This window comes from Actinokineospora cianjurensis (genome assembly GCF_003663795.1).
Classification (GTDB): Bacteria; Actinomycetota; Actinomycetes; order Mycobacteriales; family Pseudonocardiaceae; genus Actinokineospora; species Actinokineospora terrae.
This window is the reverse complement of record NZ_RCDD01000004.1, coordinates 174,334-201,163: the sequence shown is the minus strand read 5'-3', so window position 1 is coordinate 201,163 and position 26,830 is coordinate 174,334. Positions and strand designations below refer to the sequence as shown.

General features: G+C 70.9%; 26 protein-coding genes and 2 tRNA genes. 14 read left to right on the top strand and 14 right to left on the bottom strand.

What is annotated here, in order from left to right:
- Positions 1-445: 445 nt before the first annotated feature.
- The 4 genes from CLV68_RS23595 to CLV68_RS23580 form a co-directional block, all read right to left on the bottom strand.
- Positions 446-1,993 (bottom strand): acetolactate synthase large subunit, encoded by a 1,548-nt coding sequence (locus CLV68_RS23595; RefSeq protein ID WP_121393096.1) that lies wholly within the window; start codon positions 1,991-1,993, stop codon positions 446-448.
- A complete protein-coding gene (locus CLV68_RS23590; protein ID WP_121393095.1) occupies positions 1,990-3,459 on the bottom strand; it encodes an FAD-binding oxidoreductase in 1,470 nt (489 codons plus the stop codon). Before CLV68_RS23590 ends, CLV68_RS23595 begins: the two co-directional genes overlap by 4 nt.
- Before the next feature lie 68 nt (positions 3,460-3,527).
- Positions 3,528-4,565, bottom strand: coding sequence for an NAD(P)/FAD-dependent oxidoreductase (locus CLV68_RS23585; protein ID WP_121393094.1), 1,038 nt, complete (start codon positions 4,563-4,565; stop codon positions 3,528-3,530).
- A gap of 176 nt (positions 4,566-4,741) precedes the next feature.
- Entirely contained in the window at positions 4,742-5,317 is a 576-nt protein-coding gene (locus CLV68_RS23580) for a TIGR03086 family metal-binding protein (RefSeq protein ID WP_121393093.1), read from the bottom strand.
- 80 nt (positions 5,318-5,397) lie between these two features.
- On the opposite strand from CLV68_RS23580, the gene CLV68_RS23575 reads away from it, so the two are divergent.
- From CLV68_RS23575 to CLV68_RS23565, 3 genes are all read left to right on the top strand, one after another.
- Positions 5,398-6,168 (top strand): helix-turn-helix domain-containing protein, encoded by a 771-nt coding sequence (locus CLV68_RS23575; RefSeq protein ID WP_121393092.1) that lies wholly within the window; start codon positions 5,398-5,400, stop codon positions 6,166-6,168.
- 38 nt (positions 6,169-6,206) lie between these two features.
- Positions 6,207-6,578, top strand: coding sequence for a GNAT family N-acetyltransferase (locus CLV68_RS23570; protein ID WP_121393378.1), 372 nt, complete (start codon positions 6,207-6,209; stop codon positions 6,576-6,578).
- A gap of 91 nt (positions 6,579-6,669) precedes the next feature.
- Complete coding sequence (locus CLV68_RS23565) at positions 6,670-7,704, top strand: FAD-dependent oxidoreductase (RefSeq protein ID WP_121393091.1); 1,035 nt, start codon at positions 6,670-6,672, stop codon at positions 7,702-7,704.
- 412 nt (positions 7,705-8,116) lie between these two features.
- On the opposite strand, the gene CLV68_RS23560 is transcribed toward CLV68_RS23565, so the two are convergent.
- Entirely contained in the window at positions 8,117-8,881 is a 765-nt protein-coding gene (locus tag CLV68_RS23560) for an SGNH/GDSL hydrolase family protein (protein ID WP_121393090.1), read from the bottom strand.
- A gap of 99 nt (positions 8,882-8,980) precedes the next feature.
- On the opposite strand from CLV68_RS23560, the gene CLV68_RS23555 reads away from it, so the two are divergent.
- From CLV68_RS23555 to CLV68_RS23520, 8 genes are all read left to right on the top strand, one after another.
- Complete coding sequence (locus CLV68_RS23555; RefSeq protein WP_121393089.1) at positions 8,981-10,186, top strand: sensor histidine kinase; 1,206 nt, start codon at positions 8,981-8,983, stop codon at positions 10,184-10,186.
- Positions 10,187-10,837, top strand: a complete 651-nt coding sequence (locus CLV68_RS23550) for a response regulator (RefSeq protein WP_121393088.1) — start codon at positions 10,187-10,189, stop codon at positions 10,835-10,837.
- 56 nt (positions 10,838-10,893) lie between these two features.
- The gene (locus CLV68_RS23545; RefSeq protein ID WP_121393087.1) at positions 10,894-11,973 is read left to right on the top strand and encodes a WD40/YVTN/BNR-like repeat-containing protein; all 1,080 of its coding nucleotides are present in this window, start codon (positions 10,894-10,896) and stop codon (positions 11,971-11,973) included.
- 1 nt (position 11,974) lies between these two features.
- Positions 11,975-12,355 (top strand): VOC family protein, encoded by a 381-nt coding sequence (locus CLV68_RS23540; protein WP_121393086.1) that lies wholly within the window; start codon positions 11,975-11,977, stop codon positions 12,353-12,355.
- Positions 12,356-12,696: 341 nt separating this feature from the next.
- A complete protein-coding gene (locus tag CLV68_RS23535) occupies positions 12,697-13,392 on the top strand; it encodes a copper homeostasis protein CutC (RefSeq protein WP_121393085.1) in 696 nt (231 codons plus the stop codon).
- A 174-nt stretch (positions 13,393-13,566) separates the two neighbouring features.
- Positions 13,567-13,965 (top strand): OsmC family protein, encoded by a 399-nt coding sequence (locus CLV68_RS23530; RefSeq protein WP_121393084.1) that lies wholly within the window; start codon positions 13,567-13,569, stop codon positions 13,963-13,965.
- The gene (locus CLV68_RS23525) at positions 13,962-14,438 is read left to right on the top strand and encodes an NUDIX domain-containing protein (RefSeq protein WP_121393083.1); all 477 of its coding nucleotides are present in this window, start codon (positions 13,962-13,964) and stop codon (positions 14,436-14,438) included. The genes CLV68_RS23530 and CLV68_RS23525 overlap by 4 nt, the downstream gene beginning before the upstream one ends.
- Before the next feature lie 138 nt (positions 14,439-14,576).
- Positions 14,577-15,551: a CobW family GTP-binding protein gene (locus tag CLV68_RS23520; protein ID WP_121393082.1), complete on the top strand. Its 975-nt coding sequence runs from the start codon at positions 14,577-14,579 to the stop codon at positions 15,549-15,551.
- Positions 15,552-15,599: 48 nt separating this feature from the next.
- On the opposite strand, the gene CLV68_RS23515 is transcribed toward CLV68_RS23520, so the two are convergent.
- Entirely contained in the window at positions 15,600-17,711 is a 2,112-nt protein-coding gene (locus CLV68_RS23515; RefSeq protein WP_121393081.1) for a glycosyl hydrolase family 18 protein, read from the bottom strand.
- Between the two features lie 373 nt (positions 17,712-18,084).
- Here CLV68_RS23515 and CLV68_RS23510 point away from each other — a divergent pair, with 373 nt between their 5' ends.
- Positions 18,085-18,498 carry a VOC family protein gene (locus CLV68_RS23510; RefSeq protein ID WP_121393080.1) on the top strand — a complete coding sequence of 138 codons (414 nt, stop codon included), beginning with the start codon at positions 18,085-18,087 and terminating at the stop codon, positions 18,496-18,498.
- Positions 18,499-18,742: 244 nt separating this feature from the next.
- Here the strand turns inward: CLV68_RS23510 and CLV68_RS23505 are convergent.
- A tRNA-Ile gene (locus tag CLV68_RS23505) sits at positions 18,743-18,816 on the bottom strand.
- Between the two features lie 172 nt (positions 18,817-18,988).
- Positions 18,989-19,061 (bottom strand) — tRNA-Asn (locus CLV68_RS23500).
- A 145-nt stretch (positions 19,062-19,206) separates the two neighbouring features.
- Here CLV68_RS23500 and CLV68_RS34190 point away from each other — a divergent pair.
- Positions 19,207-19,371 carry a hypothetical protein gene (locus CLV68_RS34190; protein ID WP_170224537.1) on the top strand — a complete coding sequence of 55 codons (165 nt, stop codon included), beginning with the start codon at positions 19,207-19,209 and terminating at the stop codon, positions 19,369-19,371.
- 33 nt (positions 19,372-19,404) lie between these two features.
- On the opposite strand, the gene CLV68_RS23495 is transcribed toward CLV68_RS34190, so the two are convergent.
- The 3 genes from CLV68_RS23495 to dnaG are packed head-to-tail and all read right to left on the bottom strand — an operon-like array spanning position 19,405 to position 22,654.
- The gene (locus CLV68_RS23495; protein ID WP_121393079.1) at positions 19,405-20,169 is read right to left on the bottom strand and encodes a trans-aconitate 2-methyltransferase; all 765 of its coding nucleotides are present in this window, start codon (positions 20,167-20,169) and stop codon (positions 19,405-19,407) included.
- 54 nt (positions 20,170-20,223) lie between these two features.
- Entirely contained in the window at positions 20,224-20,751 is a 528-nt protein-coding gene (locus tag CLV68_RS23490) for a hypothetical protein (RefSeq protein WP_121393078.1), read from the bottom strand.
- A gap of 4 nt (positions 20,752-20,755) precedes the next feature.
- On the bottom strand, positions 20,756-22,654 hold the full coding sequence (gene dnaG / locus CLV68_RS23485; RefSeq protein WP_121393077.1) for a DNA primase: 1,899 nt from the start codon (positions 22,652-22,654) through the stop codon (positions 20,756-20,758).
- 79 nt (positions 22,655-22,733) lie between these two features.
- Between dnaG and CLV68_RS23480 the strand changes: the two genes are divergently transcribed.
- Positions 22,734-23,693 (top strand): sigma-70 family RNA polymerase sigma factor, encoded by a 960-nt coding sequence (locus CLV68_RS23480; RefSeq protein WP_246010070.1) that lies wholly within the window; start codon positions 22,734-22,736, stop codon positions 23,691-23,693.
- Positions 23,694-23,731: 38 nt separating this feature from the next.
- On the opposite strand, the gene CLV68_RS23475 is transcribed toward CLV68_RS23480, so the two are convergent.
- The 3 genes from CLV68_RS23475 to CLV68_RS23465 all read right to left on the bottom strand — a co-directional run bounded on the left by CLV68_RS23475 (position 23,732) and on the right by CLV68_RS23465 (position 26,823).
- Positions 23,732-24,298, bottom strand: coding sequence for a carboxymuconolactone decarboxylase family protein (locus CLV68_RS23475; protein ID WP_121393075.1), 567 nt, complete (start codon positions 24,296-24,298; stop codon positions 23,732-23,734).
- A 79-nt stretch (positions 24,299-24,377) separates the two neighbouring features.
- Positions 24,378-25,454, bottom strand: coding sequence for a serpin family protein (locus CLV68_RS23470; RefSeq protein ID WP_246010069.1), 1,077 nt, complete (start codon positions 25,452-25,454; stop codon positions 24,378-24,380).
- 70 nt (positions 25,455-25,524) lie between these two features.
- Positions 25,525-26,823 carry a deoxyguanosinetriphosphate triphosphohydrolase gene (locus CLV68_RS23465; protein ID WP_121393074.1) on the bottom strand — a complete coding sequence of 433 codons (1,299 nt, stop codon included), beginning with the start codon at positions 26,821-26,823 and terminating at the stop codon, positions 25,525-25,527.
- Between the last annotated feature and the right edge of the window lie 7 nt (positions 26,824-26,830).

Genomic DNA, 26,830 nt, shown 5'->3' with positions numbered 1-26,830 from the left:
CACCCACCCGGCGAAAGGGCCACCAACCACACCGGTTGGTGGCCCTTTCCCTTGCCCGACAACCCCACCACACGACGGCGGGGTACCAGACCAGCAATGACCAGCCAACACCTCGGCAGCGGCGGCCCCAGTCGCCCACTGGCCGCCACGAGCGCCCGCCCACGCCAGCGAGGCACGGTCCTCGCTGGACAAGACGGCACGGCTGAACTGCTCGGCGGAAGTGGCCCTGAGCCTGGTGGACGCCGCCGAGGGCCGCTCACGCCACAGCGGCCACGTCGCTGGACGGTGCGGTGCCAGGCGACGGCGGGTCAGATCTGCGACGGCACAACGGCGTCCACCCAGTGCGGACCGGGCTCCGCGACAACCCGGCTGAACCGCCCCCCGGCGGTAGTGGAACTGGTCGCCGCATAGCCACCGCCCATGCCGACGAGAGCACCGGCGCGGGTCAGATCAGCGACGGCACGATGGCGTCGATCAGGTGCGGGCCGGGTTCGGCGATGGCGCGGCTGAACTGCTCGGCCAACTCCTCGGCGGTGGTGGCCCTGGTCGCGGGGACGCCCATGCCCTCGGCGATGCGGACGAAGTCGAGGTCCGGGGCGGCGAGGTCCAGCAACGCCTTCGCCTTGGGGCCCGCTGCCTCGGCGCCGACCCTGGTGAGTTCCATCCGCAGGATGGCGTAGGCGCGGTTGTTGAGGACCACCGTGGTCACGTCCAGGTTCTCCCTGGCCATGGTCCACAGCGCGGAGATCGTGTACATCGCGCTGCCGTCGGCCTGCAGGCAGATCACCGGTCGGTCCGGGCAGGCGACCGCGGCACCCACCGCGACCGGCAGGCCCTGGCCGATGGCGCCGCCGGTGAGGGTGAGCACGTCGTGGCGGGGTGCTCCCGCGGTGGTCATCGGGATCATCAGGCCGGAGGTGTTGGCCTCGTCGGAGATGATGGCGCCCTCGGGCAGCAGCGCGCCGATGACCTCGGTCCAGTTCTGCGGGGTGAGCGGGCCTGCGGGCAACTCGGGCCGGGAAGCGTTCTGCAGCACCGGTTCCACGCCCTCGGCGACCAGGTCGGCCAGCCGCTCCAGGGCGTCGACGACATCGTCGGCGTGGTCGGCGAGCAGGTGGGTCGCGCAACCGTCCGGCGTCAGCTCGCTCGCCTTGCCCGGGTAGGCGAAGAACGACACCGGCGCCTTGGCCCCCGCCAACACGAGGTGCCGGACGTCGGTGAGCTGCCACTGCACCTGCTCGGCCAGGTAGCCCAACCGGTCGACGGCAGGCAGGCCCGCGCCGCGTTCGATGCGCGCGGGGAAGGTCTCGACGAACAACCTCACCCCGGTCGCTGCGGCGATCCGACTGGCCGCCCGCAACCCGCGCTCGCGCGTCGACGCCCCACCCAGCAGGATCACCGTCGACTCGCCGGACCGCACCACTTCGGCGACCCCGGCGAGCGTCGAATCCTCCACAGTGGACTTGCCCCTCGGTGGAACAGGATTCGCCGCGACGCCACCATCACCCCACGACACGTCGGCAGGCAGCACCAGGTTCGCGATCCGCCCCTCGGCCGCGGCCGCCACGGCCTCAGCGGCATCGGCACCGATCTTCGCCGGGTCGACGCAGGTCCGGCTCCACCCACCGGTCCACCCGGTCAACGCGTCGATGTCGGACTCCAGCGGGGCGTCCACGGCTTTGTGGTGCTGCGCGTGGTCCCCGATCACGTTCACCACGGGGGTCCGACCCCGCCGCGCGTTGTGCAGGTTCGCCAACCCGTTGACCAGACCCGGCCCCAAGTGCAACAACGTCGCCGCGGGCCGCCCCGCCATCCGCGCGTACCCGTCCGCGGCACCGGTGACCACACCCTCGAACAACGCCAACACCCCGCGCATCTCCGGCACGGAGTCCAACGCGGCCACGAAGTGCATCTCCGAGGTGCCCGGATTGGCGAAGCACACCTCGACACCGGAGTCGGCGAGAGTGCGGATCAGAGCCTGCGCGCCGTTCATACCTGTCCTTCGTGGTGGTCGCCGCCATCCCGGGCAGTGCTGCCATCAGGGGTGCTGCCGTCGGGGGTGCCGTCTTCGAGGGTGCCGTCGTCGGGGGTGCTGTCGAGGAGGACGCCGGGGTTGAGGATGCCCGCGGGGTCGAAGGCGTGCTTGATGCGGTGCAGGAGCGCGAGTTTGGCCGGGTCTTCCAGGTCCAGGAAGTACCGCCGCTTGGTGCGCCCGAGGCCGTGTTCGCCGGAGATCGCGCCGCCGAGGGTCATGGCGGCGGCGAAGAGGGCCTTGAGCACGGTGGCGCGCTTGTCCGGGTCCTTCTGGAACAGCGCGAGGTGCACGTTGCCGTCGCCCGCGTGTCCGCAGCCGACGATGAAGGTCTCGTTGGCCTGGGCGATCGTGGTCACCTCGGCCATGAACGCGGGCAGCGCCGCGCGCGGGACGACGGTGTCGATCACGTCGTCGGCGCCCGCCGCCTTCGCGGTGTGGAAGGCCCGTTCCCGGGCCTCGACGAGCTTGCGCGCCGCGCCACCGGGCAGGACGTAGACGTCGATGGCGCCGAGGTCGGACAGGAGTTGGCCCGCGGCCTCCACATCGGCGTCGAGCCGGTCCTGCTCCCGGTTCTCCAGCATCACCACCAGGTACGCCTGCGCGGTGTCGCGGACCTCGTCGGGCACGCCGAGCTGGAGGTCGGCGGTGTAGGTGATGGCACCCATGGTCAGGCCGTCGATGTACTCCAGGATCAGCGGCGCGAGCCCGGACGCGACGACCTCGGGCACGGCGGCGGTGACCCCGGCGAGGTCCCGGAAGGGGGCGAGGACGGTCGCGTTGTGCCGGATCCGGGGCCGCAGCTTGAGGGTGGCCTCGGTGACCAGGGCCAGGGTGCCCTCGGAGCCGACGATCAGCTGGGTCAGGTCGTAGCCGGTGCTGGACTTGACGAACTTCCCGCCGGTGCGCAGGACCTCGCCGGTGGGCAGCACGGCTTCGAGCCCGAGCACGTGGTGGCGGGTGACCCCGTACTTGACCGCCCGCATGCCACCGGCGTTGGTGGCGACGTTGCCGCCGAGGCTCGCGCTCAGCTCGCCGGGGTACACGGGGTAGACCAACCCGGCCGCGGCGGTCCTCTCGTCGAGTTCGCGCAGCGTCACGCCCGGCTGGACGACCGCGACGTGGTTGTCGGTGTCGATCTCCAGGACGGCGTTCATCCGCTCGAACGACACCACGATCCCGTTCGCGCTGGGGATGGCACCGCCGGACAGGCCCGTCCCGCACCCGCGCGCCGTGACCGGCACCCGCTCCTCGGTGGCCACCCGCAACACCGCGGCGACCTCTTCGGCGGTACGCGGCCGGACCACGTAGGCAGGCCGCACCAAGGCCGTGCTCAACGCCTCGTCGTGCCCGTACTCCTCGGCCACGTCGGCACCCGACCGCACATCCTCGACGACTCCCGCGAGCCTGGCCCCGACATCCGCCATGACACTTCCCTCCGCCGCCGACGCCCTCACGATAGTGCGAATCGGGCAGCCAGGGGATCACCGAGGAACTACCCGAGCAGCAGCCTCGCCGGAGACAGGAGCTCGGGTGCGGTGTCGATGGGCTGGCCCAGGATGAGCCGGGCGGCGGTGACGGCGAGGGCAGGGGCCATCTGGATGCCGTAGCCGCCTTGGCCCGCGAGGAAGGTGAGGCCGGGGTGGTCGGGGAGTTCACCGACGACGGGCTCGCGGTCGGGGGCGAACGTGCGCAGGCCCGCCCACGCGGTGCGGACAGAGCGCAAGCCCAGGGTGGTCACCTCGTTGACCCGGTCGACCGCGAGCGCGATGTCGAGGTCATCCGGCTTGGCGTCGCCCGGGTCGACCGGTGTCTCGTCGGCAGGGGACACCAGCACGCCGGGACCCTCGGGGCGGAAGTAGAAGGTGTCGCCGACATCGGCGACCAACGGCCACCCCTGACCCACCGGCGTCGGACCGGTCGCGATGGCGATGGTCCGGCGCAACGGCCGCAACCCGAGCGCGGGCACCCCGGCCAACCCGGCGATCCGGTCGACCCAGGCCCCGGCCGCGTTGACGACGGTGCCCGCGACGATCTCCTCGGTGCCCGCCGTGACCCGCCACCCCTGCCCGTCGCGGCGCAGCGCGGTCACCGGCGCGCCCCTGCGGATCTCCCCACCCGCCGCCCTCAACCGCTGGACGTACCGCTGGTGCAGCCCCATGACGTCGATGTCCATCGTCCCCGCGTCGACCGCGAACCGGTCGAACCGCCCCGGCCGCAACACCGGACACAGCTCCCGCGCCGCGGCCTCGGTGAGCTCCTCGACCCCATCGAGCCCGCCGACCTCCCCGACCCACAACATCGGCCGAGGACTCAGCACCCCATCCCCGAACAAGGGCGCACTGGCGGCGGTAAGAGCCCGCACAACCGGCCCCCCGTAGCTGGGCGCGTACAGCGCCGCCGACCGCCCCGTCGAGTGCCAGGCCAACTCCGCCTCAGCCTCGACCACCACCACCGACCGGTGCGCGGCCAACTCCGCCGCCACCGAGACCCCCGCCATCCCCCCGCCGACAACCACCACGTCGTAGCCCATGCCGGCCACAGTACGGCCGCCGAGCACGACTTCACGAGCGTCGAGATCCCCGACCGGACCCTGCCTCAGCTGCGTGTCTCCCGCTCAGGGCGCACAGGCACGCAACTCACCGGAGACGGAGACAGAACCAGAGGCGGAGTCAGGCTCACCAGGTGGTGTCAGGGTCAGAGGCCGAGTCAGCGGCGCAACTCGGGGTCGCGGCCGCTGACACCGAGGGCCTGGGACAGGGCGGGGGCGTCCGCCGGGACGGGCACCTCGGGGCCGAACACGCCGTACTCGCGCCCCTGCTCGGCCATGGCGGCGGTGCTGTCGCGGGCCACGGCGGCGACCTCGGGGTCGACGTCGAAGGGCAGCCCGGTCGCGGTGGCCAGGTCCCAGCCGTGCAGGACCAGTTCGGCGAGGAGCATGTCGTGGAAGAACCGGGCGGGCCGCGGGCCCGACATCATCGAGGTCTCGCCGTCGAGCGCACCGGGCGCGTCCCACGCCTCGGCGGCCCGGGTGGCGCCGTCGACGAACCGGGCGGGCCACTGGGCGGCGAAGTCGATGGCCTCGTCCTCGGACCCGTCGGTGGGCGCGGGCAGCTTGCGGGCGACGCGCTCGGCGACGACCCCGCTCCACAGGGTGAGGTGGTTGACCAGGTCCCGCACCGTCCACTCGGGACAGGGCGTCGGCTGGTCGAACTGGTCGGGGGTGACGGCGGCGGCGAGCGCGACCACACCCGAGGTGGCACGCGACATCAAGCTCGGACTCATGGGCGGCACCCTGCCACGCCCCGACCCGCCCCGCTTGAACAAACACGACCGATGTCGGTGGCCGGAGTTACCGTGTCGGTGTGGACACCAGGGGCGTGCTCGACGAGCGGACCGGCCGGACCAAGTTCCGGCTGCGCACCGTCGATCCCTCCCCCGCGCTGGCTCCTTTCGTGCACTACCACTGGATCGTGTCGTGGGACCTCGCCGAACCGTTCACCCAGCAGGTCATCCCCCACCCGAACGTCCACGTCGTGTTCAGCGCGGCGGACGCCCTGGTGCACGGCGTGCCGCTCGGCCGCTTCACCCGCCGCCTGACCGACCGCGGCCGGGTGCTCGGGGTGCGGTTCCACCCCGGCGGGTTCCGCCCGTGGCTGGGCGGCCGCGTCGCCGACCTCACCGACCGCACCGTCCCGGTGGCGGACTGGCTGGGTGTCGCGGACACGGAGAAGCCCATCGCCCGCGCACCGGACGACGACGCCATGGTGGCCGCCGCCGAGGCGCTCCTGCTCCCCCGGCTCCCCGCCGAGGACCCCGTGGTCGCCCAGGTGCGCGACCTGGTCGGCCTGATCCTCGACGACCTCACCCTCACCAGGGTCGACCTGCTCGCGTCGGCGTCGGGCCTGTCCGTGCGCGCCCTGCAACGGCTGTTCAACGAGTACGTCGGCGTCGGCCCGAAGTGGGTCATCCGGCGGCACCGCATGCACGAGGCCGCGGCCAGGGCGGACGCGGGCGGCCCCGTCGACTGGGCCGCCCTCGCCGCCGAACTCGGCTACAGCGACCAGGCCCACTTCACCCGTGAGTTCACCGCCACGATCGGCACCTCCCCCGCCCGCTATAGGTTGCGGACGTGAGCGACTACGAGATCGACGACAACCCCGGTCGCATCGACATGGACGTCCTCTGGACGTACCTGTCGACCGATGCCTACTGGGGCGCCTGGCGCACGCGCGAACAGATCACCGCCCAGGTAGCCGTGTCCTGGCGGGTGGTCGGCGCCTACCACCGCGCCACCGGCGCCCAGGTCGGCTTCGCCCGAGCCCTCTCCGACGGCATCGCCATCGCCTACCTGGCCGACGTGTTCGTCCTGGCACCGGCCCGCGGCCAGGGCCTGGGCAAGGCCCTGGTCCGCGCCATGATCGACGACGGCCCCGGCGCCCGGTTCCGCTGGATGCTGCACACCAAGGACGCCCACACCCTCTACCAGTCCTTCGGCTTCGCCGCCCCTGACGAGACGTACATGGACCGCCCCAGCACGTTCTGACCCAACCGCCCAGCGGTCACCGAACCGCGGGCGGGCACGGGTGTGAGCCGGGCAACGGAAGGTGCCGGGGCGTGGTGGCGTTGTAGTGGGCATGGACGTGGTGGTGATCGGGGCGGGGCAGGCGGGGTTGTCGGCCGCGTACTTCCTGCGGCGGTCGGGGCTCGAGTTCGTGGTGCTGGACGCGAACCCGGGGCCCGGTGGGGCGTGGCAACACCGGTGGCCGAGCCTGCGCTTGGGGAAGGTGCACGGCATCCACGACCTCCCCGGCCTGCCCCTCCCGCACGCGGACGCGTCGCGGCCCGCGTCCGAGGTGGTGGCGGAGTATTTCGGGGCGTACGAGCGCGCGTTCGACCTGCCGGTGGTGCGCCCGGTGGCGGTGCGGGCCGTGCGCGAGACCACCGGTGGCCTATCGGTCGAGTCCGACGCGGGTACGTGGACCACCCGCGCCGTCATCAACGCGACCGGCACCTGGGACAAGCCGTTCTGGCCCCGCTACCCCGGCCGGTTCGACGGTCGGCAGCTGCACACCGCCGACTACGACGGCCCGGAGGAGTTCGCGGGCAAGCGCGTCATCGTCGTCGGTGGCGGCGCGTCGGGTGTCCAGGCGCTGATGGAGATCGCGGACATCGCGGCCGAGACCACCTGGGTCACCCGGCGCGAGCCGGTCTGGCGTGACGAGCCGTTCACGCCGGAGTACGGCCGCGAGGTGGTGGCGAGGGTCGCGGAGGCGGTGGAGTCGGGCAGGGTCCCCGAGAGCGTCGTCAGCGTCACGGGTCTGATGCTGACCCCGGAGGTGGCGGCGGCCCGAGCACGGGGTGTCCTCACCCGGCACCCCATGTTCGACCACCTCACCCCGACCGGTGCCGCGTGGCCGGACGGCCACGAGGTGCGGGCCGACACCATCCTCTGGGCCACCGGCTTCCGGCACGCTCTCGACCACCTGAGCCCGCTCCACCTCCGCAACCCCGGAGGCGGGATCACGATGACGGGCACCCAGGTGGCCGCGGACCCGCGCGTCCACCTGGTCGGCTACGGCCCCTCCGCCAGCACGATCGGCGCCAATCGCGCAGGCAGAGCGGCTGTCACCGCGTTGCGCCGCTACCTCGCCACACCCGTCCCCGCCTGACCCAGGCGACCCGACTCCACGGCACGCGACTCACGGGCCCTGCCCTGGGGAACGCGGGCCCACGTTCCCCCGAGCACACCCGCTCGCCACGCCCGACGGGAAGCGCCTGCCCAGCACCGACCGCCCACGGCGGCGGCCTGTCCTCACCACGGCCAGCTGGCCCGCGATTCCGACTCACCGCCCCGCACGCCGCCGGTGCCGAGCCAGTCCCCGGCAGTCACCCACGGGCACCGGTTCCCGCGAACGAACTCCCCGCGACTCGCCACGCCCCGTCGCCCGCTTGTCATGTGTCCATCTCGACCTCCCTGTGTCGGATCCCCGTTCGGCCCGCACAGCAAGCATCGCCCCGGAGCGCAAGCGCCCTCAACACCTCGCCGGAAGCTGGGGACAACTCAGGTGGTTGTGGACAAACTCAGGGCGTGAACGGGTCGAGCTCCGGGCGTTTGGGGAGTTGGCCGTCGCCGGAGGAGCGACCGGTGAGGCGGCGGGCGATCCAGGGTCCCGCGTGGGCGCGGGCCCAGCGCAGGTCGGAGGTCGCGCGGTCACGCCACGGGGTGGGGTCGACGGGGACCGGGGTGTCCCAGTCGAAGGTGGGCGCGATGCCCAGGGCGCGCAGGGTGGCCTCGGCGACGCGGCGGTGACCCTCGGTGTTGAGGTGGATGCGGTCCGGCGCCCACAGCCCCGGCGAGTCGAACACCCGGGAGGAGAACAGGTCGACCACCACCGCGTCGTGCTCGGCGGCGAGTGTGTCCACCAAGGACAGCAGCCGGGAGATGCGGGGCAGCAGCCGAGAGCTCCCGCGCATGCGCCGGGTCGGGTCGATCACCCGGAACAGCACGACCTGGCGCGAACCGGCGGCGAGGGTGCGGACGGCGTACCGGACCCGGGCGGCGAGCGCGTCCATGTCGCAGGCGGGCCGCAGGACGTCGTTCATGCCGCCCGCGAAGGTGACCAGGTCGGGGCGCATGGCCGCGGCGTGGTCGACCTGCTCGTCGACGATCTGGCGGACGAGTTTGCCGCGGATGGCGAGGTTGGCGTAGCGGAAGCCGGGGCTGTCCTGGGCGAGCCGGGCGGCGACGAGGTCGGCCCAGCCGCGGCACTCGCCGTCGGGGCCGAAGTCCGACATGCCCTCGGTGAAGGAGTCGCCGATAGCGACCATGCTGGTGTGCGCGTTCATGGTGCGGCCATGCTAACCAGCAACTTTCGTTGCGGCAGCTACCACCCGAATGGTGGCGATCGGCCTCGGTAGCCCTACCTGGTGCGTACCGTGCCAGGGGTGCGAGAGCCACTGTGGCGTACCAAGCGCGAGGCGTTCTTCTACCTGATGCCCGCGGGCATCGTGTTGGCGTTGCAGATCGGGGCCATGTTCTTCGAGGGTGCCCCGGACCGCCTGGTCGGGTTCGTGGACGGCCTGGTCGCGCTGACCATGATCGGGTTGCTCGTGGTGCGCAAGTGGTACCCGGTGGCGTTGATGGTGACCACGCTGGTGATCTGCACGACCTACCTGTTGTTGCAGGCTTACGCGCAAGGCGACTGGAAGCCGGACTTCGCAGCGACCGACCCGTGGATGCCCGCGTCAGCGCCGATCTACGCCTATACCGCGATGGTCTACGCAGGCGCGCTTGTCGGCCCCGCGCTGGTTCTAGCGCTGTTCAGCCTCGTAGTCCGACCGTGGGACACCTCGACCGAGCTGGTTCTGGGCACGGTCCTCCTGGTACTGCTACCCGCTTTGGTGGGCTTGTACGTGCGCGCCCATCGGATCTTGGTACAAGCGTTGATTGACCGCGCCGAACGCGCCGAACGCGAGCAACACCTCTTGGCCGAACAAGCACGAGCGGACGAACGCGTGCGCTTGGCCGAGGAGATGCATGACGTAGTCACGCACCGGGTCAGCCTCATGGTCCTGCACGCTGGCGCGTTAGCCGTAACAGGCCCAGACGATCACACTCGCTCGGCGGCCGAAGGTTTGCGCGTGGCCGGGTGCGAGGCGCTTAACGAGTTGCGCGAGCTGGTCGGCGTGCTGCGCAACGAGACGACCGAGCACCACCCCCGGGAGACGCGCGACGAGCCGACCGAGGTGCCGGATCTGTCTACCTTGGTAGCCGAGTCGGAGTCCGTGGGCGTGCCGGTAGAGCTGAAGCGCGACGGTGACCCTGCCCGCATCTCAGCCGCAGTTGGCCGTACCGCGTATCGGGTAGTGCAAGAGTCCCTGACCAACATCCGCAAGCACGCGCCAGGAGCACCGACCAGCGTGCACGTGCGCTACGGCGGTGACCGGGTCCGGTTGACGATCCGCAACGCGGTCGCGACCCGATCCGTCGACAGTGGACTGTCCAGGTCGGGTTCGGGCGCGGGTCTGGCAGGCTTGCGGCAGCGGGTCGAGCTCGTCGGGGGCACCTTGACCTCCGGCCCGCTGCCCAGCGGGGGTTTCGAGGTCGACGCGGTGCTCCCCGCGTTCGTGCCTGCCCCGGAAAGCGCGTAGATGATCCGAGTAGTGGTCGTGGACGACGAGCCGATGGTGTGCGCCCACCTGCGCACGATCCTGGGGTCGGCGCCGGACATCGACGTGGTCGACACCGCCCAGGACGGCGCGGCGGCGGTGGAGGCCGTGATCCGGCACGAGCCGCACGTGGTGCTGATGGACCTGCGGATGCCGGGGGTGGACGGGCTGACCGCGATCGAGCGGATCACCCGGCTGCCCGGCGCGCCCGCGGTGGTAGCGCTGACGACGTTCGACGCGGACCAGTACGTGATCAGGGCATTGCGCGCGGGGGCGTCGGGCTTCCTGGTGAAGACGACACCGCCAGAGGACCTCATCAGCCTCGTCAGGGTTGCCGCCGACGGTCACACGGTCCTGTCCCCGGCCGCGACCCGCAGGCTGGTAGCGGCAAGAGTGGGCGAGCAGGCCGCACGGGACCGCGCGTTGCGGCGGGTGCGGGAGCTGACCGAGCGAGAGACGGAGGTCTTGGCCGGGCTCGGCGCGGGGCTGTCGAACGCGCAGATCGCGGGCAACCTGTCGCTGAGCGAGGCCACGGTGAAGAGCTACGTGTCGCGGATGCTGGTCAAGCTGGAGTGCGCCAACCGGACGCAGGCGGGCCTTCTGGCCTACGACGCGGGGCTGGTCACGCGCTGACGGGTACGGCGTTTGGACCTGTCTGGGGGCGCCGCGGCTGGTCTAGGTTCCGCGACATGAAGCGACCCCTCATCATCGGCGTGCTGGCCGTCGTGGCGGCAGGCACGCTGGCCGTGCCCGCCTCGGCGACCCCCGACGCCGCGGCAGCGGGCCACGGTCCCACCCTGACCTGGCGGTTGTCCACCACCGGATCCGACGCGCGGCTGCGCGGGCTGTCGGCGGTCAGCGCGAAGGTCGCGTGGGCCAGCGGCAGCGGCGGCACGGTCCTGCGCACCACCGACGGCGGCCGCACCTGGTCGCGCACCACCCCACCCGGCACCGAGACCCTGGAACTGCGCGACATCGAGGCGTTCGACGCGCGCACGGCGGTCGCGTTGAGCATCGGCCCCGGCGACCAGTCGCGGATCGTCCGCACCACCGACGGTGGCGCGACCTGGACCGAGTCGTTCCGCAACACCGAGCCCACCGCGTTCTACGACTGCCTGGCGTTCTTCGACCGGCGGCACGGCTTGGCGCTCAGCGACCCCGTGGACGGCAAGTTCCGACTGCTCTCCACCGACGACGGCGGCCGTACCTGGTCGGTCGTGCCCAGCGACGGCGTGCCGCCCGCGTTGGACGGCGAGTTCGCGTTCGCCGCGAGCGGGCAGTGCGTGAGCGTCGCGGGCGCTCGGGACGCATGGATCGCGACTGGTGGCGGGTCGAAGGCGCGGGTCTTGCACTCGTCGGACCGCGGCCGAACGTGGACGGTCAGCGACACCGTGCTGGCCAGCAACGCGAGCGCCGGGGTGTTCGCGACCGCGTTCCGTGACCGGTCCCGTGGGATCGCTGTCGGCGGTGACTACGCCAAGCCTGACGGCGCCGTCGACGCGCTGGGCACTACCCGCGACGGTGGCCGTACCTGGCAGAAGCCGTCGTCCGCGCCCAAGGGCTACCGCTCTGGCGTCACCTGGCACCCGTTCCTGCCTACGGTCGCGATCACCGTTGGACCTACCGGCAGCGACATCACCCTGGACGAGGGCCGCAACTGGCGCCAGTTCGACGCTGGCAGCTTCGACACCGTCGACTGCGCTACCGACGGCTCTTGCTGGGCCGCTGGTGAGAAGGGCCGTGTGGCGACGTTGCGCCTAGTGTTCTGACATGCCTTCTAGCGTGGTGAACATCGCCTTCGACTCCAACGACAACTACGCCTTGGCCCAGTGGTGGTCCCAGGTGGTCGGTCACCCGGTGGACCCCGAGTGCGTCGACGGCGAGGAAGAAGCCTGGATCCCGGTCCCGGGCAGTCCGACGCTGTTCTTCAACCGGGTCCCCGAGGCCAAGGCGGTCAAGAACCGCGTGCACCTGTGCCTGACCCCGGACGTCCCCCGCGACGAGGAGGTCGAGCGGCTGCTGGCCGCGGGCGCCCGGCTCGTCGACGACCGGCGCCAGGCCGACGGCACCGGGTGGGCGGTGCTCGCCGATCCCGAGGGCAACGAGTTCTGCCTGCTGCGCAGCGCGGCCGAGCGGGCCGCCACCTCCTGACCTACATCCCCGGCGCCCCGATGGTCCAGACCATCGGGGCGCCGCTTTGTCAAGACCCGGAAACGGTGCGGATAACCGGGCGAATCGACCCGTCACCGGTTCACGAACGCTAACTTCGCTGTGGTCTGGACCACTATTCCCGGACATTCGGCAGGCCCGGTCGGCGGCCGTCCACAGCGCACGTCGAGCTACCGAAGTTGTAGCCAGCGCACAAGAACCACGGGCGAAGTATGTGGTCTGGACCACTTCTCCCCGCAGGAAGTCGTGGTCGACCTGTGTGAACCCCGGGATTGTGGAACCCGGGGCATTACAAATCGGCGGCCAGGCCGGATGATGGCGCGGTGACCGTTTCCTCGCCACAGCGCGGTTTGCTGGAGATCATCGCCTTGACCGTCGCCGACGCGGTGGCCGCCCAACAGGGTGGCGCCGACCGGATCGAAGTCGTCGCCCAGATGGACCGGGACGGGCTGACCCCCGATCCCGACCTGGTCGCCGAGATGCGCGCGGCGGTGGACATCCCGCTGCGGGTGATGGTGCGCGGCACCGACGGCTTCACCGCGGACGAGGCCGAGCTGGCGCGGCTGGTCGCCACGGTCGGCGAGTTGCGCGAGGCGGGGGCTCAGGAGTTCGTGCTCGGCTTCCTGACCGAGAAGGGCGAGGTAGACCTAGAGGCGACCCACGCCGTCGTTGACGCAATCGGCGGCTCCCCGTGGACCTTCCACCGTGCGGTCGACCACGCTGCCGACGCCCGGCAAGCCTGGGCAGCGCTGCGCGGCCTACCCGGCCTGGACACGGTCCTCACCGCCGGCTCCGCTCGCGGCCTGGAAGATGGCCTCCCCCGCCTCGCGGCCCGCGAGGATTGGCGTGAGGCAGGCGTGCGGCTCCTCGCAGGCGGTGGCCTCAAGCACGCGCACGTCCCCGGCCTGCGCTCCATCGGCGTCAACGCCATCCACGCGGGCGGCTTGGTGCGAGACGGCTGGACAGCCCCGGTGGAGGTCGACCGCGTCCGCGCCCTCCGCGCCCTGCTCGACAGCTGACCCCTCGCTGACGGGACTTCCCCTGGTCACCGCCTGCTCTCCGGTCGCTCCATCCACATCCCCCCGATCTGTCCACAACCCCGATCCCGTCCTTGTTTCCCCAGGTCACCCCGCCATACTGTGGTCTCAAGAGGGCCAATGGACGATCTTGGCCCGCAGTGCGGAAGGGGAGCTGTGACCACGATCCGGACCAAGCGCACCGGCGAGCACGTCTTCACGGCGGTGAACGACCGCGGGGCGTCGGTCGAGGTGGGGCGGGCAGGCCAGGACGGCGTGTTCAGCCCGGTCGAGCTGCTCCTCGCGGCCGCGGCGACCTGCGTGGGCATCACAGCGGAGGAGCTGGTGCTGCGGCGGACCGGGACCGCTCCCCTGGTCGACGCCACCGACGTCCGGCCGCCGGGCGCGCACGAGCTGGACGGTGTCCGGATCGACGTGGGCATCGACATGAGCGCATTGGACGACACGGCGCGCCAAGAGCTGCTTGACGTGGTCGACCGGGCGGTCACAGCGCTGTGCACGGTGACGCGGACGTTGAAGCGGTCCACCGCGATCGACATGGTGGTGGCCCCGTGACCAGGAACTCGCACTGCTCCTTCTGCGGCACCCGCTACCCCGATGGACTCCCCTGGCCCAGGCAGTGCGCACACTGCGGACAAACCTCGTACCTGAATCCGGTTCCGGTTGCCGTGCTGCTGCTGCCGGTCGACAGCGGCCTCTTAGTCGTACGGCGCGACATCGAGCCGAAGGAGTTAGCGCTACCTGGCGGGTTCGTGGACCACGGCGAGTCGTGGCAGGCAGCGGCAGCGCGAGAGCTGCACGAAGAGGCCGGTGTCACGGTCGACGCTGATCGGATCACCCTGTTCGACGCCTTAAGCGCTCCCGACGGCACGCTCTTGGTCTTCGGGCTCGCCCCCGCGACGACCGAGTCGGCCCTACCGCCGTCCGTCTCCACCAACGAGACCGCAGGCTGGGAGTTGATCCAAGGACCGGTCCCGGTGGCGTTCCCACTGCACACCAGGGTGGTCCATGCCTACTTCGACCGGTAAGCCCAACGTCGGACCCCACCTCATCCCCAAGCGTGACGCCTCCGAGTGAGCAGTTGCTTACCGTTGGTCTGGGGGTTAGAGGGATCCGGGGGTGATGGCCCTCGCCGGGCGTGACCCGGCGAGGGCTACCCTCGCCGGGTGGACATCCCGGTTCTGGTGGTCGCGGGCTTCCTCGGTGCGGGCAAGACCACCCTGCTCAACCACCTCCTGCACACCGCGTCGGGCCTGCGGGTCGGCGTCATCGTCAACGACTTCGGCAAGGTCAACATCGACGCGCTGACGGTGGCCGCGCAGGTCGACTCCATGGTGTCGCTCGGCAACGGCTGCCTGTGCTGCGCGGTCGACCCCGAGGAGCTGGACGCGATGCTGGAGCGGCTGGCGCACCCCGACGGGCCGGTCGACGTCATCGTCATCGAGGCGAGCGGCCTCGCGGAACCGCCCGCGATGGTCAAGATGGTGCTGGCCAGCGCGAACCCGCACATCCGCTACGGCGGCCTGGTCGAGGTGGTCGACGCCGCCGAGTTCACCGAGAGCAGGCGCGCGCACCCCCGGCTGGACCTACACCTGCGGCAGGCCGACCTGGTGCTGCTCAACAAGGCCGACCGCGCCGAGCCTGGCGTGCTTGAACTGGTATGTGAACTGGCCGAGGGGACGCCGGTAGTGCCAACCGAGTACGGCAGGGTCGACCCGGCTCTGTTGTTCGACCCGGTCGACCGGCCGGATCCGGTAGAGCGGCAACTGTCCTTCGAGGACTTGGTCGAGCACGAGGAGCACCTGCACGCGGGCTATGCGAGCGTCGAGTTCGGCCACGACACACCGCTGCACCCGTTGCGGTTCGCGAAGTTCCTCACCGAGCGGCCCGCCGGGCTCTACCGGATGAAGGGCTTCGCGTGGTTCGCGGACACCGACGAGCCGCTCGGAGTGCAGACCGTGGGGTCCTCGGTCTGGGTGACGCCCGCGCCGGACGCCGCTCGACGCACGGACCTGGTGATGATCGGTGCCGACCTGGAGGCGGACGCGATCACCGCCGAGCTGCGCGATTGCGTGGCAACCGAGGACGACACGATCGACCCGCTGGACCTGTTGTCGATAACGCGATACCAGCAGTCCTAAATAGACGCGGCGGGCACTCGTAAGTGCCCGCCGCGTAACACCTATCGACTAGCGCTTGCTGATAGCCCTAGCAACGCTGCCCGCGGTAACGGTGACGTCGTCGGCGAAGACCGTGCCGAGGCCGTACCAACCGTGGACGTAGACGGTCACGGCACCGCTGGCGCCAGTGGTGAACGGCAGCGACACCTCCTGCCAGTCAGCCGGAGAGGCCCAGGTGCTGGCGGTAGCGCCACCGCGAACACCGATGAACGCGTAGGTGCCCTTGACCCAAGCCCGCAGGGTGTAAGCGGTGTTGGGCTGCAGGGTCAGCGCCTGCGACGCCTCACCGGTGCTGGAGTTGGTCGCGGCGACCGAGAGCGCGTAGGTGCCACCGTGAGCGCCGGAGCCGACGACCGAGGTGCCCGAGAGAGCGGTCCACGGTGCCAGCGAGCCGGTCTCGAAGTCACCATTGACGACCGGACCGGTCGGCGGCGTGCCGGTGTTGACGGTCACCGAGAAGCTGGTGCTGTGCTTGCCCGACGGCGCCGAACCACCGATGTAGAAGTCGTAAGTGCCGGGGGTGGCGGTGGGGGTAGCGGTAACCGTGAGGGTCGCGTTGTTGCCCGCGGTGACCGACGTCGGGTTGATCGAGACGCTGACACCGCTCTGCGGCTTGGTGGCGCTCAGCGTGATGGTCTGCGCGGTGCCGATGGCCGTGGTGTTCAGCGTGGTCGTCGCGGTCTTACCGCGGTCGACGGTCACCGTGGCCGGGTTGACCGCGAGACCGAAGTCGTTAGCCGGCTGGGTTCCGTTGACCGTGACGGCGACAGTGGCACTGCGGCTGCCAGAGGCGGCGGATCCGGTAACCGTGAACTGGTAGGTACCGGGGGTCGCGCTGGCGTTGGCAGTGAAGGTAACCGTCGCCGAGTTGCCCGCGGTGACGCTACCGGGGTTGACGGCAGCGGTGACTCCACCTTGTGCAGGACCAGCAGAGAGGGTGACGGTCTGCGCCGCGCCAGTGGTGACGGCAGTGCTGACAGTCGAGGTGGCGGTCTTACCCGGGTCGAGGCTGACCGCGGCCGGGTTCACCGACAGCGAGTAGTCATCGGACGGGTTCTGGCTGCCACCGGTGAACGGCGCGAAGGTCTTGCTGAAGTAGTAGAGCTCCTGCGCGATGCCAGAGCAGTCATCGCGAGCGGCACCGCCGGGGCAGTTGCCGTTGTCGCGCTGCAGGGCCCAGAACGACAGCGTGTTGATGCCCTTCTGCAGGGCCCAGTTGTAGACGGTGACCGCGTCGGCCTTGGTGAAGGTCTCGGCCGGGCCGAAGTCGTCGACACCGATCATCTCGGTCACGCCGACCATGCCCCACAGCTGCGCCTGGGTCTTGGCCGGGTACAGCTGCGCGAGGGTGTTGACCAGGCCCTGGGACGCCGTCTTGGTGTCCTCGGCCATGTTGTGCGTGCCCGCGTTGTCGTAGTAGTCGAACGTCATGATGTTGACGACGTCGACCTCGGCGTTGTTCTGCACCGCGTTGCGCAGCAGGGCGACGCCGTTCTGCGCCAGACCGGTCGTGGTGGTCGGCAGGGTGTAGGAGAACTGGATCTGCCTGCCGTTCGCCCTCGCCCAGTCCTTGGTGAGCTTGACGGCCTTGTTGCGGCGGTCGACGCCCGCGGTGTTGTCCAGCGCGTCGATCTCGATGTCGAGGTCGATGCGGCTGATGTCGTAGGTGGTGATCAGGCGCTGGTACTCCGCGGCGATCTTGTTGACGTCGGTGCAGCTGTCAGCCAGTTCCGTGCCGGTGGTGTCGGCGGTGTAGCCGCCGAAGGACGGGATGACGTCACCGCCCGCGGCCTGGATCTGCTTGATCTGCGCGCCGAAGGTCGCCTGACCGATCGGCATGCCGGTGTCGCCGTTCCACAGCGCGGTGCACGAGCCGGGGCTGGCGGTCTGCAGGAAGGCCATGGTGAGGTACTTGGCGCCGGACGCGGCCGAGAGGGTGGCCGGGTTCTCGCCGGTCCACGCCTCGAAGTAGGGCGCGAAGACCCTGGTGGGAAGGGGTTTGACCGCCACGGTGGTGGCGGGGGCCGCCTGCGCCGAGTTGGTCACCATCGTGATGCCGACGACGGATGCCGCCGCGGCCGCGGTGGCGAGCAGTGCGGTGAGTGGTCTGGACAGCCGCATGGTTTGCGCTCCAGTGCAGGGTGGGGGACGCGGACCGGGTGGACAGCCCCGACCGCGTTCGGTGCCTACCAAAATTGGACTAGACCAAACCCGATGTCAAGAGCGCTGCGGCAGGTGGTCGAACCATTTCGGCACATCCGGTGGAAATGCCCATCAAGCGGGCATTTCTCCTGGTCAGCCACTGGGAATTCACAGTCTCAAGTAGACCTCGAAACGGGCGGTCCCGGCCACGCCATTGCCATTCCTGTGTGGAGCGACCGGTCGGGTTGTCCGATTCCGGCCTCGGTTGCGTGAACGACCCGGCCGCCGCGTTGTCGCACCCGCGCTGATCTGCGAAGATCCGGCTGACCTGTAGTCCGAATGGAGGACAGCGATGAGTTCTCGGCTCAACCCGTACCTGAACTTCCCCGGCACCGCCCGCGAGGCGCTCGAGTTCTACCAGGGTGTGCTCGGCGGCGAGCTGAAGGTGAACACCTTCGGCGACTTCGGCGCCCCCGACCCCGCCCTGGCCACCAAGATCATGCACGGCCAGCTCGAGACCGACCAGGGCTACACCCTGATGGCCGCCGACTTCCCGCCCGGCCTGGAGAACAACCCGGGCAACAACATCACCCTCAGCCTCAGCGGCGACGACGCCGACCTGCTGCGCGGCTACTGGGCCAAGCTCACCGAGGGCGGCTCCGTCGACACGCCGCTGGAGAAGCAGATGTGGGGCGACGAGTTCGGCTCGTTCACCGACCGCTTCGGCATCAGCTGGCTGATCAACATCACCCAGCAGCAGTCCTGACCCCGGCCCCCACGCCCTCCACACCACCGTGGCGGGCCTGGGGCCCGGCCCCACCGCGACACCGAACAAACCCGAGGTGTCAGCACCCAAACCCCGCCGCGTGTCAGCACCCAAACCCAGCCACGCCCGGATGGGGGTCCGGGGGCACGCCCCCGGCTGGGGTGTGGGGCTTGGCCCCACAAGGAAGGACGATGACCTCGCGTAGTGAAGGCGTGCCCGCCGAACAAGCGCCCCCGAGGTCGAGTGGGGCGGGTGGGGCTCGAACCCACGGCCAAGGGATTATGAGTCCCCTGCTCTGACCAACTGAGCTACCGCCCCCAGCGCGTTGGATCTTACCCACCGTGTCCGTGCAGCGGACACTCCAGGGATTCTCTTGATCAACTTTGGTCGGGAAGCCGCCAAGGGGATCGCGGGGGCGGGCGACAGCGCGGAGTCCCGCGTACTTGCCCCAGATAGCAATGAAGCCCCGGGCGCGTGGCCTGGGGCTTTGCTCCTCCAGCTGGACTCGAACCAGCAACCCTTCGATTAACAGTCGAATGCTCTGCCAATTGAGCTATGGAGGATCGCCGTTGGACCGGGGTCCAACGAGGCGTAACTCTAGCGCATCTCCGCCACCGGTTTCAGCGGGGGTACCCCCGTGGCGGCGCGGCGCGGGTGGGCGTGGTGGGGCAGGATGGGCGGACGACGACATCCTCGGGAGGCGTGGTGGTGAGGTTCCTCGTTGGCGCCGCGGTTGGGTACGTGTTGGGCGCCAAGGCGGGGCGTGGTCGGTACGAGCAGATCGTGCGCGCGTACCGGCGGATCGCTGACCACCCGGCGGTGCAGGGCGCGGCGGGGATCGCGCGGGCGAAGCTGGAGGATCTCCGGCGCTAGGACCACCCGGTCCAGCGACCCCCGCGCGGGTGGCTACCTGACCCTGGCGACGAAGAAGACGCGGCGGAACGGGAACCAGGTCGTGCCGTCGGCCCGCCGCGGGTACGCCTCGGCCAGGCGCGGGGCCAGTTCGGCGCGGAACTCCTGCCACTGCTCGTCCGACAGCGCGGCGCGGATCGGGCGCAGCGCGGTGCCGCTGATCCACTCCAGCACCGCGTTCTCACCGTCGAGCCGCTGCAGGTAGGTGGTCTCCCAGGCGTCGACCTCGCAGCCCGCGGTGGTGAGCAGTTCGGCGTACCCGTCGGGGTTGAGGGTGGCGTCCTCCTCGCGCAGGCGCACCGGTTCGAGGCGTTCGACCCACGTGGGTTCGGCGACCAGCCCGCGGATCAACTCGTGCGACGGCGCGGCGAAGTTGCCCGGCACCTGCACCCCCAGCCAGGCCCCCGGCGTCAGCGCGGAAGCCCACTTGGCCAACAGGTCCGGGTGGTCGGGCACCCACTGGAGCGCGGCGTTGCTGACGACGACGTCGGTCGCCTCGTCCGGGGTCCAGTCCCGCAGGTCGGCCCGGCTCGCCGAGACACCGCGGGTCCGGGCGGCGGCGACCATCTCGGCGGAGGTGTCGATGGCGGTCAGCCGTGCGTTGGGCCAGCGCTGCGCCATGGTGACGGTCAAGTTGCCCGGACCGCAGCCGAGGTCGACGACCGCGCGCGGACTCTCGGCGCGCACCCTGCCCAGCAGGTCGAAGAAGGGGCGGGCCCGGTGGTCGCTGAAACTGAGGTACTTCGCGGGGTCCCACATGACGCCTCCCAAATAAACCGTACGTACGTACTGTTTACCAGAGTAGCGCGTCACTCAGTCGTCCGCGAGCCCTTCACCCATCCGCTGGGCGACCTCTTCGGCGATCTCGCGCACGAGCGCCAGGTCGGTGCCGGGGTCCGGGCGGACCTGCAGCACGGTCCCGTCGCGGCCGGGGACCTTGCGCTGGACGAACCACGCTCCCCCACCGGGCAGCTCACGGCGGTGCCGGGACCGGATCGAGCCGGTGACCCGCCGCTGCACGGCCTGCGGCAGCTTCCCCGGCCGCTCCACCACGAACCGCCGCGGCGCCCGGTCGGCGAGCACGATGGCCTCGCCCGCGGGCTCGACCTCGTCAGCCTCGGTGATCACGAAGACGCCACTGGCCCAGCTCGCCTTGGACACCAGGTGCCAACCGATCCGCCGCGGGCCGTCCTCGGTGGGCACCCACAGACCCAGCGACGTCGCCATCAAGTGCCCGCCATCGCGCACCGGCGCCCACGCCGCCACGGCCTCCTCGCGGTCGAGGGTGCCGGTGAAGTCCCGGGGGACGCCGCCGAGGAGCCTGCCCAGCAGTCCGCTCACCGGCTCACCCCAGGCCGCCCTGCGCCTGCGCGCCCAATGCCTTGTGCCACTCCTCCATTGCTACCAGATCCCCCCACAGCTCCCGGAACTCCTCGGCGTGTTCGAGCGGGGACAGCCGTTGCAGCCGGGACTTGATCTCGGCGATCTGACGGCCGACCTGCTCCTTCTGCAGCGCGTTGAGGTAGGCCGACGCGTGCCGCTCCACGGAGGCGTTCTTCCTCGGCAGCGGCATCGGCTCCACACCGAGCTCGCTGACCAGCCTGCGCACGGTCGGCGCGCAGTTCTTGCCGACCACTTCCAATAACTCGGCCCCGGTGAGGCCGCTGGCCGTGCCGCCTGCCTCGAGGACCGCGGTGTGCACGGCGATGTAGGCGGGGTGGGTGAACGCGCTGAGCGGCATCGAGTCGTACACCGGTCCCGCCAGCGCGGGCTCCTGGAGGGCCACCTTGAGCACCTCGCGCTGGGCCAGCAACTCGGGATCGGCCGGGTTGGGCCGCGGCGGGCCCTCGGCCTCGACCGGGAGCGCGCCCTGGTTCGGGTTGACCGCGCGGGTGCGGCGGGCGGGGGCGATCCCGGCGGTCTCGCGGACCCGGCGCACCACGGTCTGCGGGTCGTCCCAGCCGACCCAGCCCGAGAGCTGGCGGGCGTAGTCGTCGCGCAGCGAGTGGTCCTTGATCCTGGCCACCAGCGGCACCGTGCGGCGCAGCGCCTCGACCCGGCCCTCGGCGGTGTCAAGGTCGAACTCGGCGAGCTCGGCGTGGATGGCGAAGGTGAACAGCGGCCTGCGCCTGGCCACCAGGTCCTTGACCGCGACATCGCCCTTGGCCTGGCGCAGGTCGCACGGGTCCATGCCGTCGGGGGCGACGGCGATGAAGGTCTGCGCGGTGAACTCCTGGTCACCGTCGTCGAATGCCCTGCGGGCCGCCTTCTGCCCCGCCTCGTCGCCGTCGAAGGTGAAGATCACCTCACCGCGGAAGGACGCGTCGTCCATCAGCAGCCTGCGCAGGACCTTGATGTGCTCGATGCCGAACGCCGTGCCGCAGGAGGCGACCGCGGTCGGCACCCCGGCGGCGTGCATGGCCATCACGTCGGTGTAGCCCTCGACCACGACGACCTGGTGCCGCTTGGCGATCTCCCGCTTGGCGGTGTCGAGGCCGAAGAGCACCTGGGTCTTCTTGTAGATCGGGGTTTCCCTGGTGTTGAGGTACTTCGCCTGGATCTGGTCGTCGTCGAAGATCCGGCGGGCGCCGAAGCCGACCACGTCGCCGCCGATGTCCTTGATCGGCCACAGCAGCCTGCGGTGGAACTGGTCGATCGGGCCCTGCCTGCCCTCCTTGACCAGGCCGCCCTTGATCAGCTCGGCCACCTCGAAGCCGCGGCCGAGCAGGTACTTGGTCAGCCTGTCCCACCCGGCAGGGGCGAACCCGCAGCCGAAGGTGGTCGCCGACGCCTCGTCGAACCCGCGCTCGGTCAGGAACTCGCGCGCCTTGAGCGCCTCGGGGGTGCGCAGTTGCTCGGCGTAGAACTCCTGCGCGGCCTTGTGCGCGTCGACGAGCCGGGAACGGGTGCCCCGGTCGCGCTGGACGCTCGTGCCGCCACCCTCGTAGGTCAGCTGCAGACCGACCCGCTCGGCGAGGCGCTCGACGGACTCGACGAAGGTCAGGTGGTCGATCTTCATCACGAAGGCGATCACGTCGCCGCCCTCGCCGCAGCCGAAGCAGTGGAAGGTGCCGTGCGTCGAGCGGACGTTGAACGAGGGGGTCTTCTCGTCGTGGAACGGGCACAGGCCCTTCAGCGCGCCGCCACCGGCACGGCGGAGCTGCACGTACTCGCCCACCACTTCGTCGATCTGGCTGCGCTCGCGGACCTGCGCGATGTCACTCTCCCGGATGCGTCCAGCCACGGTCGTCGAGTCTAGGCGCGCCCCACCCGTGCGTCGCAGGTCACCCTGGAGTGTGAGCCCGCGTCATTACGATGACCGGGTGAACGTCAGCGACGACGCCCTGGCCCAGCGGTTCGCCACGCACCGCGACCACCTCATGGGCGTGGCGTACCGGCTGACCGGCACCCGCGCCGACGCCGAGGACGCGCTGCAGGACGCCTGGCTGCGACTGTCCGCTGTGGACGAGTCGGAGATCCGCGACCTGCGCGCCTGGTTGACCACCGTGGTCGGCAGGCTCTGCCTCGACCGGCTGCGCTCGGCCACCGCGCGGCGGGAGAGCTACGTCGGCCCCTGGCTGCCGGAACCGGTCGTCACCCCGCTCGGGGCGCCGACCAGCGAGGACCCGCTGGAGGTCGCGGTCCGCGACGACGGCGTGCGGCTGGCCGCGCTGCTGGTGCTCGACCGGCTCAGCCCGGAGCAACGCGTCGCCCTGGTGCTGCACGACGCGTTCGACCTGCCCTTCGCCGACATCGCGGCCACCCTCGGCTGCACCGAGGCGACCGCCCGCCAGCACGCCACCCGGGCCCGCCGCGCGGTCGCCAAGGCAGACCCGCCGCCACGGGCCACCCTGGACGACCAGCGCGCCCTCATCGAGCGGTTCACCGCCGCGCTGGCCGCCGGTGACCTGTCCGAGGTGGTCAGCCTGCTGCACCCGACCGCGGTGCTGGTCGGCGACGGCGGCGGCAAGGCGCGCACCTCCCGGCAGCTCATCCTCGGCCCGGACAAGATCGGCCGGTTCTTCCTCGGCCTGCTCCGCCAGTACGGCCCGCTGGTCCTCACCGGCGCCCCGGTCCTGGTCAACGGCGATCTCGGGATGCTGCTCCCCGACGTCGCCGCCTCCGACCTCACCCGCGGCCGAGCCCGCCGGGTGACCACGTTCTCCGTCCGCGACGGCCGCATCGCCGCCGTCTACGACATCGTCAACCCCGACAAGCTCACCGCCGTCCCCGACTTCCCCCAGCCAGAGCCGCACGACCCGGCTGGACTTCCCCGGCCCTAGCCGCGCGAGTTCCACGCCCAGCCGCAAGGGTGCGCACGTCAAGCCTGGGGGACCCGGCAGGCGTCGCCGGAGGTGAACCCCTGGTCGGTGATGCCCAGGGCGTGGTTCATCCGCGCCCGCTGGTTCTCCAGCGCGATCTGGTAGGTCAGTTCCACCACTCCTTTCTCGCCGAGGGTCACGCGGAGTTCGTCGACCTGGGCGTCCGTCACCGTCATCGGGTTGGCCGTCATCGCGTCCGCGTAGGCGATGGCCAGCCGCTCCCGCGCGGTGTACGAGTCCGAGGTCGCGTACTCGTCGATGTGCTTGAGACGGTCGATGTCGAGCCCGTCGAGCCGCTGCAGCATGGTGCCGAAGTCGACGCACCACGAGCAACCCACCTGTTGCGCCACGCGGAAGACCGCGAGTTCGCGGACGCCCGCGGGCAGCTCGCGCGACGCCCGTTGCACACCGAGCTCGTGCTTGGCCGAGGCGAGCATGAGCTTGCGGTGGTGCGCCAGCACGGTGAACGGCTCCGGGACCGCGCCGAAGCGCCGCTTGGCGAACCAGTACAGGGCGCGCAGGGTCGGGCCTGCCGCACGGGTGTCGACACCGGGGATCCGGGGCATGACTGCCTCCTCCGTTCACCGCCCCCGGTCTGGGGGCGTGTCACGGGGAGGACGAGGCACCCCGGCCCGGCGTGACAGCTCAGGACGGGTCGGTGACGCGCGCCACGAAGTACACCACCCCCGAGTCCTGGTGCCGGACGAGCAACAGGAACGGCCGGTCGACGGTGATGTCGACGCGCTCGGTCGGCAGCGCGGCCAGGGCCATCGCGACCGCGGTCGCCGCAGCGCCCTCCAGTCCCTGCTCGTCGACGCGCAGAACGGCCTCGTGCAGGACCGACTGGGCGTAGAGCGGGTCGGGGCTGATGCCGGACAGGTCGGCGCGGTCGGAGAACACCGTGGTGACCCCGAGGTCGTTGAGCGCCTTGGTGAGGTCGGACTGGGTCGAGACGTCCAGCTTCGGCACGCGCAGCCCGACCTGGATCCAGTTCAGGTCGGCCAGCAGCGCGCCGAGCGACTCCTCGGTGAGCGCCGCCTCCGCGGGGCCGAGGTCGCCATCGGGGAGCAGGACCACGGCCTGGACCCCGCCGAGTGCGGGGAGGGCCACGACCTGCCACCCGTCGCGCGCGGTGTGCATCAGCTGCTTGTCGAGGTACATCGTCGGCACCTCGACCGTCCCGCGCACACCGGTGAACGGCTGCGGGCTCTCGTCCGGGGTGAACTGGCTGTCCCACGAGGTCTTCAGGTACAGCGCGTTGACCACAATGGACACCGTGTCGGCGGTGATCGCCTCGGGCGGCAGCAGCTCGGGGATGAGCCCCCTGGTCGTGTCGGCGATGTCGGCGTTGATCTGGTCGCGGGCCTTGGTCGGCTCCGCCTGGAACGGGGCGTTGCGCACGCCGCCGCTGCCGGTGAACAGCTCGGCGAAGCCCGGCTCGATGTCGATCACCGCGTCCGCCCACAGCGTGTTCGCCACCGCGAGGGCCGGTTCCGGCTGGCCGTCGCGCACCCCGGCCAGGGCGCCCGCCGCGCGCAACGCCGTTTCCAGCTCGTCGAGGTCGCCGAGCAGGGCGCACAGCTCGGCCTGGGTCTTGCCCCGCGCGCCCCTGGTCAGCAGTGCTAACGCGCTGGCAGCCGAATAGGGCGACCAGCAGACCTGCTCGGTGGGGTCCGGGGCGATGGCCCGGTGCATGGCGAGGGTGAAGTCCAAGTGCGACACTGCGTTCTCCCGACTCGGTGCGTGCGTGGCTCCAGGTTCCGTGTCCTGTTCTCGCACCGAGTGTGCCGGCTCAGCGGGGGTCGGCTCGGAAGTTGTGCACAGGGCCGCCGCCGACCAGCGCCGCGTGCCAGCCCTGGGCCTGCGCGTCGGTCAGCGAGGCCACCTGGTCGACGACCACCCGCAGCAGCCCGGCGTCGTCCGCGGCGGCGTGCCAGGCGGGTTGGAAGGCCGGTTCGAGGGCGGTCGCGCCGCGGTCGGTCAGCGCGGCGACGAGCTCGGTGATCAGTTCGCGTTGCCTGGCCTGCAGTTGCAGCCGCCGCGGGTCGCTCATCACGTAGTGCACCGCCATGGCCTTGAGCAGGGCGACCTCGGCAGCGACCAGTGGCGGGACGACCAGGTCGGCGGCATACCTGGTCAACGGGCCGTGGCCGTGCGCGGCGCGGGTTCCGGTGACCGCGGCGGAGGCGAACCGGCCGACCAGTTCGCTGGTCAACCGCTTGAGCGCCACCTGCGCGGTGAGCGTGCCGTCGTAGTCGTGGCCGACAAGGTCAGCGACGACAGGTAGGGCCAACAGTCCGGCTGCGGCCTCTTCCACTACCGACAGCGGTTCAGGCGAGAAGTGCTTGGCAGCGAGTTCGGCTACCGCTGCGCGCTCGACCGGATCCGCTAGTGCTGACAGGGAAATCCGGCCGGAACGCACCCCGTCCTCGACATCATGAACCGAGTAGGCGACGTCGTCGGCCCAGTCCATCACCTGCGCCTCTAGGCACTGTCGGTCGCCGGGCGCGCCTACGCGTACCCACAGGAAGACGGGGAGGTCATCGTCGTAGGCGCCGAACTTCACCTGGCCCGGGCGTCGCGGCCACGGGTACTTCGTCGCGGCGTCGAGAGACGCGCGCGCGAGGTTCAACCCGTGTGGGATGTCGTCGGCGCCGAGGACCTTGGGTTCGAGCCTGGTCAGGATCCGCAGCGTCTGCGCGTTGCCCTCGAAGCCACCGCACGGCTGGGCGACGAGGTCCAGTGCCTGCTCGCCGTTGTGCCCGAACGGTGGGTGACCGATGTCGTGGGCCAGGCCCGCGGTGTCGACGATGTCGGGGTCGCAACCCAACTCGTCGGCGATGCCGCGCCCGATCTGGGCTACCTCCAGCGAGTGGGTCAACCTCGTGCGAGGGATGCCGTGAACCTCGGATCCCTCGTTAGGTCCTACGACCTGGGTCTTACCCGCGAGTCTGCGCAATGCCGCGGAGTGCAGCACTCGCGCTCTGTCCCGGCTGAACGGACTTCTGGCAGTCGGTAGGGCACCATCCAACACCGCGCCCTTGGGCCGTTCGGCGAAGAGGCGTTCACTGTCCTGATCGGTGTAGCCCACGAGGAGA

Coding starts and splice junctions, on each gene's coding strand:
- CLV68_RS23545 (WP_121393087.1), top strand. CDS start 10,894: ATGAAGCGACCCCTCATCATCGGCGTGCTGGCCGTCGTGGCGGCAGGC.
- CLV68_RS23565 (WP_121393091.1), top strand. CDS start 6,670: ATGGACGTGGTGGTGATCGGGGCGGGGCAGGCGGGGTTGTCGGCCGCG.
- CLV68_RS23570 (WP_121393378.1), top strand. CDS start 6,207: ATGGACGTCCTCTGGACGTACCTGTCGACCGATGCCTACTGGGGCGCC.
- CLV68_RS23475 (WP_121393075.1), bottom strand. CDS start 24,298: ATGCCCCGGATCCCCGGTGTCGACACCCGTGCGGCAGGCCCGACCCTG.
- CLV68_RS23550 (WP_121393088.1), top strand. CDS start 10,187: ATGATCCGAGTAGTGGTCGTGGACGACGAGCCGATGGTGTGCGCCCAC.
- CLV68_RS23515 (WP_121393081.1), bottom strand. CDS start 17,711: ATGCGGCTGTCCAGACCACTCACCGCACTGCTCGCCACCGCGGCCGCG.
- CLV68_RS23495 (WP_121393079.1), bottom strand. CDS start 20,169: ATGTGGGACCCCGCGAAGTACCTCAGTTTCAGCGACCACCGGGCCCGC.
- CLV68_RS23560 (WP_121393090.1), bottom strand. CDS start 8,881: ATGAACGCGCACACCAGCATGGTCGCTATCGGCGACTCCTTCACCGAG.
- CLV68_RS23540 (WP_121393086.1), top strand. CDS start 11,975: ATGCCTTCTAGCGTGGTGAACATCGCCTTCGACTCCAACGACAACTAC.
- CLV68_RS23595 (WP_121393096.1), bottom strand. CDS start 1,993: ATGAACGGCGCGCAGGCTCTGATCCGCACTCTCGCCGACTCCGGTGTC.
- CLV68_RS23580 (WP_121393093.1), bottom strand. CDS start 5,317: ATGAGTCCGAGCTTGATGTCGCGTGCCACCTCGGGTGTGGTCGCGCTC.
- CLV68_RS23510 (WP_121393080.1), top strand. CDS start 18,085: ATGAGTTCTCGGCTCAACCCGTACCTGAACTTCCCCGGCACCGCCCGC.
- CLV68_RS23585 (WP_121393094.1), bottom strand. CDS start 4,565: ATGGGCTACGACGTGGTGGTTGTCGGCGGGGGGATGGCGGGGGTCTCG.
- CLV68_RS23590 (WP_121393095.1), bottom strand. CDS start 3,459: ATGGCGGATGTCGGGGCCAGGCTCGCGGGAGTCGTCGAGGATGTGCGG.